The sequence below is a fragment of the Pseudomonas monteilii NBRC 103158 = DSM 14164 genome (assembly GCF_000730605.1).
Lineage (GTDB): Bacteria > Pseudomonadota > Gammaproteobacteria > Pseudomonadales > Pseudomonadaceae > Aquipseudomonas > Aquipseudomonas monteilii.
The window spans coordinates 1-6,826 of record NZ_BBIS01000085.1; the positions used below are offsets into that span (position 1 = coordinate 1).

General features: G+C 52.6%; 6 protein-coding genes. 4 read left to right on the plus strand and 2 right to left on the minus strand.

Annotated features, from left to right (window positions below):
* Nucleotides 1-322, plus strand: a 322-nt coding sequence (locus tag PM2_RS31045; protein WP_162181832.1) for a hypothetical protein, incomplete at its 5' end; no start/stop codon positions are given.
* A 39-nt stretch (nucleotides 323-361) separates the two neighbouring features.
* On the opposite strand, the gene PM2_RS28955 is transcribed toward PM2_RS31045, so the two are convergent.
* Nucleotides 362-979: a hypothetical protein gene (locus PM2_RS28955; protein ID WP_004577634.1), complete on the minus strand. Its 618-nt coding sequence runs from the start codon at nucleotides 977-979 to the stop codon at nucleotides 362-364.
* Between the two features lie 307 nt (nucleotides 980-1,286).
* Here PM2_RS28955 and PM2_RS28960 point away from each other — a divergent pair, with 307 nt between their 5' ends.
* The 3 genes from PM2_RS28960 to PM2_RS28970 all read left to right on the plus strand — a co-directional run bounded on the left by PM2_RS28960 (nucleotide 1,287) and on the right by PM2_RS28970 (nucleotide 3,816).
* Nucleotides 1,287-2,102, plus strand: coding sequence for an HDOD domain-containing protein (locus PM2_RS28960; protein WP_004577635.1), 816 nt, complete (start codon nucleotides 1,287-1,289; stop codon nucleotides 2,100-2,102).
* Nucleotides 2,103-2,118: 16 nt separating this feature from the next.
* Nucleotides 2,119-2,775 carry a helix-turn-helix domain-containing protein gene (locus tag PM2_RS28965; RefSeq protein WP_004577636.1) on the plus strand — a complete coding sequence of 219 codons (657 nt, stop codon included), beginning with the start codon at nucleotides 2,119-2,121 and terminating at the stop codon, nucleotides 2,773-2,775.
* 111 nt (nucleotides 2,776-2,886) lie between these two features.
* A complete protein-coding gene (locus PM2_RS28970) occupies nucleotides 2,887-3,816 on the plus strand; it encodes a hypothetical protein (protein ID WP_004577637.1) in 930 nt (309 codons plus the stop codon).
* A 7-nt stretch (nucleotides 3,817-3,823) separates the two neighbouring features.
* Here PM2_RS28970 and PM2_RS28975 read toward each other — a convergent pair whose 3' ends face one another.
* Nucleotides 3,824-5,107, minus strand: a complete 1,284-nt coding sequence (locus PM2_RS28975; RefSeq protein ID WP_004577638.1) for a RepB family plasmid replication initiator protein — start codon at nucleotides 5,105-5,107, stop codon at nucleotides 3,824-3,826.
* Between the last annotated feature and the right edge of the window lie 1,719 nt (nucleotides 5,108-6,826).

The following is a 6,826-nucleotide window of genomic DNA, read 5'->3' on the forward strand; positions in this document are numbered from 1 at the left end:
AATTTGCAACGCTGAAACCTATGCGGCAAGCGGCCATCACCACCACATAGCAACACTTCTAGCTGGCCGGAGCTTTGAGGGTGTTTACTTGATTGCAGAACCACCCGAAACCACATGCATTGATGGGGAAATGGGGTTGATCTTCATCGCATCCGATCTGACTGGCAGTATCAAATGTCTTGTTGATCCTGTGCGGGCGGGATGGGTGCAGGGTGAACACTTTGCGAGTATTCGAGTGCTACTGAAAGGCCAGGTGATTCTCATCGAGGATCAGCTGTGTGCGCGCATCAGCGAGTTACACCAACTGAAAATGCAGTGGTAAAAAAAAAGGACCTTCTGGAGAGTGTCCAGAAGGTCCTTTTTAAACCAAGGCCCGAATGCAGGCCTTGCTCAGTGCAACACGGGTGATGCTCGCCATAGTCAGTACTTGATATGCGGCAGCAGCCCTCCCTTCCTCCAGTGCCGCAGTCGCCAGCACCAGCAGTGCATCGGCCGGTACGAGCGCAAACTCGGCGGAACTGGAATCTTCGAAATCAAGGGTGATTTCCTCATCATCTGCCACCGTAGCGCCTGAACATAAACCGTCAAACGTATGAGGGGCTTCGGATAGGATGAGGTCGAAGAACTCAACAAAGGCGCTCAACTCGCTGGCAGAACCAGCAGAGAAGATACGGCCTTTGTCGAGGGATTTTTGAACGGTGTGGATCACATACTCGACAGCTTCAACTTCACTGAGGAGGTCCTGGCCAGCCGACAGAAGTGCGTCCTGAACAGACGAACCAGTCGCAGCATCCGCGAGCCCGGTGACATCTAGGTCTCCCCCAAAATCGCTGTAGCGACACTGGGCAAGCACCTTGATCTGGGCTTCGTAGGATGAGTCGGCATGGACCTCATGTGAGAACAGCTCCCCGTTGGGGAACAGCCCGGAAATCAGCAGGGATCGAGTTTGCGCTTGAGTGTGTTGAGGGTGCGAAATCATGTGGGGTCTCCTGAAAGAGTGTGCTGTTAAGGCTTCTCGCCTAACGGCCTTGCTTCAAGGGATGTGTCACATGCGTTTATAAAGTGAAATCACGAACACATAACGCAAAATACTAAATCATGCCATAGCGATACTGTAGGCGTATTTGTACGAGATAGAAGTTAGAGTAATTACTTCACTATGGCATTTTATCCCATCTGCGTTGAGCCTCACTCCTTGAATGATTAATGAACCATCCCCCCCTCAAGACGTTACAATTTGACTTTCTACCTCTGGATAGCTGACTCATATTCTCATTGAGATTTTTATGAAACCCCTGGCAAAAATTTTTCAGAATCCTGCAGCCTTACCAACGATCTCCTCGGTGGTAATGGAACTGCTAGCGATGTCGAGGGACCCTTCAGTACCGCTGGCCAACATTGTGAAAGCCGTGAGCCTTGACCAGGCTCTCGCGGCGAAGGTGCTACGCACGGCAAATTCTGCTTATTTCGGCAGGAGCGGTACTATTTCCCGTCTTGAGGACGCCATATCGACCATTGGCATTCACAATTTCCGAACCACCATCATTACCACCGGCCTATTGAAGGCGCTGCCTGACGCCCCAGGCATTGATATGCCGACCTACTGGAAGATGGGTTTGCATACCGCATTCATGGCTTCCTTTCTGGCCGAGAGCATCGGAGCTGACCGAGATGTCGCATTCACGACTGGTTTGATGCAAGGCATTGGCGCCCTGCTCATTCACCTCGTAATCCCAGAAGAAGCTTGTGTCGTAGTAGAGTCCGTAGATCCATTCGACTTCGCGGGCCGACGTCCCGTAGAGCAGATTCAGCTAGGATTTGACAATGCTGAGGTTGGTGCAGAGCTGCTGAAACGCTGGAAATTCCCGGCCCCAATTCAAAAAGCGTTGCAAACGTATTCCAATAGATCACCGCTACCCGATATCCTTGGCCAATTGCTATCAGTATCCTCGACCTATGCTTACGGCGTGGTTATGGGGTTGGATAGATCGTCACTCGCAGATCAGATGGACACCGAGATCATAAATTCCTTAGGTCTCACTCATGATTTGTTGGATACCTGCCGACAACGTGTGTCTGAATCTGTGCTGATGATCGGTTAAGAGAGAAGGATTTGTAGTGAACCCAGGGCTCCGCCTTTATCAGGCCATAATCGATAGATCTGAACTGCTATCGCTCCCTTTCCAAGAAGCCAGCAAAGCTTGTGGTTTCACCGCTGACACGTTAGCGAGTTGCTTTGGGGATGAGTCAAAAGCCAAGCCGCGTGCCCTCCACGACGAACTGGATCGAAAACGAATAGACCTAATCGCTGCATTTCTTGACTGTTCTGGTTTTCGAGTCCTGCAGATGGCGGACGTTTTCCGCTGGTCGGATTACTGCCTTATCCAGCAGTCCGCGATGTTCAATGCGAAAGCAGTCAGCGAGAGCCACGAGACTGCAGCCTATTTCGAGGACGTCACAAAGGCAGGCGTCGCCTCTTCTCCAACTTTCATCCTGGATGAACTGATCGCAGCCACCTGGTCTGAGAACCTAAAGGAGGCGGCCGAAAAAATTCATGTCCCTTTTGAAAAGCTCAACTCATGGCGCACTGGGCGCCCAAAACCCTCACTGCGTGATCTTTCAGCGATCAGGGTCGTGGCGAAGCATATTGATATCGGAACCCCACTGATCATGATGGCACTGGGCGTCCTGGAGAAATCTGATTTCTTGCTGGGTGGTTGCTCAGTCGACATAGAAGATGAGCTGAACAAAGCCTTAGACATAGAAATACTATAGAGCAATCCGAATATACCAATAGGACATATAACACGTATTGATAAGAATTGGCTGTATTGCTAGTATCCGTTAGCCAAGTAACGGTATTTTCTGAGCCAAGGGTTTTCTTATATGCGTTTTGATGCCCAGTCTGCATCCGCCAAGCTCTCTAGTTTGCGAATCCCAATACCGTCCAGCGATGTGCTCGATGAGGTTTACCAATCAGAGGGAGATGCACTTAGTGACGCGATCGAAAGGGCGCAAGCTGGCGACCACACTGCCCTGCACTACCTCAAAGGGATTTTCTTCACGATTCTCCCGGGGTGTGTCGAACGCATCCGCATAGCCAATCTGCCACAACCGTCTCTGTCTGTGCTGATCAACATCGGGAAGGTCGAAGGGCCGAAATTTTCTCAGCAGCTCAAGCAGTGGTCGGATAGCGGGTGTGCGGACTCAGATATTGGCAGGTATCTCTGTGACACCTACAGAAGCTTACATCAGCAGTTCTCCTGCCTTGAGGAACAAGAGGTGTTGATAGAGGCCGCCGAAATCCAGACTAGTGAAGAACCAGTAACCTCTGAGCTATCGAGCGAGTCTGCAGACAAGAAGACCTTCGTCACTCGGCATGTTTACGGGGCGAAGGTGGCCTTGTGCTTCCAATCTGATACAACCAGAAGCGGAGAGCATACGATTCGGATCGAAGCTGCCGAAGCAACCGCATCCCGGACGTTCAACTGGGCCGAAAAGATCAGTATTCAGCTTTCTGGCCGCGAGCTGCCTGGTGTACTAGCCACCTTCATGCAGATGCAGACGAAATTCGATGGCAAAGGCCACGGCGCGCAGAACGAAAAATGGTTCACCATCGAGAATCAGCCAGGGAAAGTGTTCATCTCGGTGAACACGAAAGGCCGTGCACCAAGATCGGTACCCATAGGTCCAGGCGACTGCTTCGGGGTTGTGACCTTGCTCATTGAGCAAATGCTAAAGAATGCCCCTTACCTTTCAGCCGATACCCTATTGAACCTTGTGCAGCGGACCGCGCAAATGGCTGAGCCCGCGTAACAAAGCGTCAGATCTTGCCGCCACTAAGCAAGAATTGAAGGAGCGTTTCCGGGGTCGGAGTCTCAGGGAAGCGTTCCTGGAACAAGATTGCCACCAAGCAATTGGTCACCATAGGAGTCAATCCTTTGGTCCGGTACTGCCCGTAAGCGAAGTCATCCTTCCTCAGCTCGGCGTCATATTTCTCAGCCAGCTCGTTCTTTTCTTCATCCGACAACCCCTGGAACTCGCCACGGATAGTCTCGCGTTGAGCAGCTCCCCACTGCTCCAAAAGGTCAGCCATTTGATTCGTTGGTGCTGCTTTCGGCGCTGGCTTTGCTTTCGCAGCTGGCTTAGTAGCGTTAGCCGCTGGCTTCTGGGATTTGGCAGCTTCCGCTCCCTTCTTCTGGGTTGGCGCCTTGGCGTAGTTGTTGGCGACCGCAGCCTTGAAATATGCCGCGGGACTTGCAACGTTGGCCCCCTCCTTGCGCATTTGCGCTTCTGTGTAGTCAGCTTGAGCTAAGAGGTATTCTTCATCATGAGTCATCCCGAGCTCATCGATGTCCTTTTTGCTCAAGGACAGTGCCTTCAGGCGCTTGGATACGTCCTGGCTAACCAGCTCGGGGGATGGTCCCAGGTCTAAGCCTGGTTGAACCAAGGTCTCCAATTTGAACCAGAGCTTATCCATCTTCCGGTTGGCCTTGGTCACGTGCGGAGTGATGCGGAATCTTCGCTCGATGCTGTTGACCTGGTCGATAGCACGACCAAGCATCTTGTTGAAATCGCGAAACTCGGCGTGCGGAGTGGCTGATCCAGACAACACAACGCTCCACTCAGACCAGTGCGCACGGTAGGTCTCACCCATGGGTGAGCCAAAATAGCGTGACGTGATCTCGTGGAGCGTAAGCGCTGAAAAGCTTGAAAAGTGGTACTGCATCCGCAGATCGATCAAATTGAAGATCGCTGGGTCGAGCAGCCGGCGTTTCAGATCTGGTGGGAACGAGAAGCGCAGGGTTTGCCCATCCTCAAGGATGTAGGCTTCAGCAATTAGGTTTGCGATACCCCACTCGCTTTTTCGGCCAGGGCTCTCACCCTTGTAGTCAAACTCAACCTGCGTCTGCGACATGCTCACGAGCACCTTTTTGAGGTAGTCGCGGCTATTGGACGTGGTATGTCCAATGTTGTCTTCGACGTCTCGAATCGGGATCTCGTGAACCATCTCCTCCCGTGGCCGTTGCTGGGCGAACTGCAGGAGTGTGTTGTAGAGTTTTCGCTGTAGGAAGGTGAAGTCACTAGTGGCGGAGACGTTTCGCATTGACAGGGCTTCGGTCGCCTTCCTCAGCTCAACGGCTTTGGATGGTTCGACATCTCGAACGACCTGGAGCTTTGGTGCTCTCTTGCGTTTCGCTGGACTAGTTTCCGTTGTTGCTCCGGTTGTACGCTTTGCTCGCGGAGCTCTCGGTGTGGGGGTTTCTGAGTCCATTGTGAATTGTGCCATCAGTGACTGTGGTGGCACATTACTCGATCAATTGTCGTCCGGTCAACGAAATTACGGTTCCACCGTCAGTGGTCAATTGTGCCATGCCTAGAGGGTGCTTTTTGCTCTTCGCTTTTGACTCAAAATTGCGAAAGCAAAAAACCTACAACAGCTTGTTTCTGTTTTCACTGCTTTTTTAAAGCTTTGTTAGTGAAGACCCCAAACCCTTACGCCACAAGGGCTACAGCCATTTTTCTGTGCCATCCCCAGGGACAACAGTGCCATCTTTCTAGGCTTATGTGCCGGGGCTAGATGTCGCCAGTGCCATCCTTAGAGCTATGTGCCACGTTTAGTACCTTCCTGTGCCATTGCTAGAGGATCTCCTGAATTGTGCCGTCCCTAGGAATTTGGCTTCCCAGGCATGGCACAATTTGCTGGAGCCCAATAAATACGGTGCCTCCAGCTTATCTGCGGCTCATAACTGGGCATATGCACCAGCCCTAACGATGGCACTCTTCCTCAAGATTCGCGGCACCCAAACGCGCTAATCCTCAGCAATTGCTTTAGCAATGCTCTAACGATGGCACATTTCGATTCTTGAGCCTTATCAGACACCTACAGAGCCTCCAGTGCCCCTGACGATGGCACAATTGAGGGGGCAAGGGTAGTAAGCCCCCCCTTGGACCCCCTCTCTTACCTGATAGACTCGACGCACATTGCCTCCGTCTCTTTGTACTAGTTGAACGGAGCTCGTAAACGGCATCGTTGATATAGTTTTCACTGTGAAAAGTGGCATAAGCCAGATGAGCTACTGCACTAAGCGTGGCACATCTGGAGTGGACGCTATCTCCAGGACCATCATCTAACGATGGCACATTTGGTGGGCGGATCCTGCTTTAGGCTCTAGGCGTGGCACATTTGGCAATCTAGGCGCTCTCGATCCTCTAGCGATGGCACAATTCGCTGCTTTAGCTCGTATATCGGCCGGCGGATCCAGGGGGACGGGCCGTTGAGGGGGCGTTCATCTAGCAATGGCACAATTGGACGGCGCCAGGTTTTCACGTGAAAACCAATGAGCACAGCGATGGCAGGTCAACAATCTGCCGTTGAGCGGGCGTGCTGGAGCCCTGGTGCCGGATGGATGTGGCAGGGGCTTAACCCGCGATGGGCGATCGAGTCGACCAGAGCAAACCGAACAAGGGGGCAGGCTTGGGTGGTCACGTTGCTCGTTAACCGTAGATCCCATCATCTCTGCCGGCGAAATCACTGCGGTTAGTGGTAACGAGGTTGTGGTGCGTTCAGCGGTAGATCAACTGGCAACGGAATCGGGTCAGTCATGGCCGGTGACCTGCTCTGCAGCGGCTCTCTGGCTTGATGTGTGCAGCAAGTTTGCTGCGAAGGGGCCGACTGGTGCTAGACAACCGCTCCGGCGCTCATGTTAGCCGCCCTCCTACAGCACTCTGCCACTCAGTCACTCCGCATACTGCAGTAGCTTCCTGCCAAGCTGTTGTTAGAGCCCTTACGTCAGCGTGGGTGGTGCCTGGCCAATTCGACAGG

Bases quoted from the DNA above. Each gene is read 5' to 3' on its own strand.
- PM2_RS28955 (WP_004577634.1), bottom strand. From the start codon at position 979: ATGATTTCGCACCCTCAACACACTCAAGCGCAAACTCGATCCCTGCTG.
- PM2_RS28960 (WP_004577635.1), top strand. From the start codon at position 1,287: ATGAAACCCCTGGCAAAAATTTTTCAGAATCCTGCAGCCTTACCAACG.
- PM2_RS28970 (WP_004577637.1), top strand. From the start codon at position 2,887: ATGCGTTTTGATGCCCAGTCTGCATCCGCCAAGCTCTCTAGTTTGCGA.
- PM2_RS28975 (WP_004577638.1), bottom strand. From the start codon at position 5,107: ATGCGAAACGTCTCCGCCACTAGTGACTTCACCTTCCTACAGCGAAAA.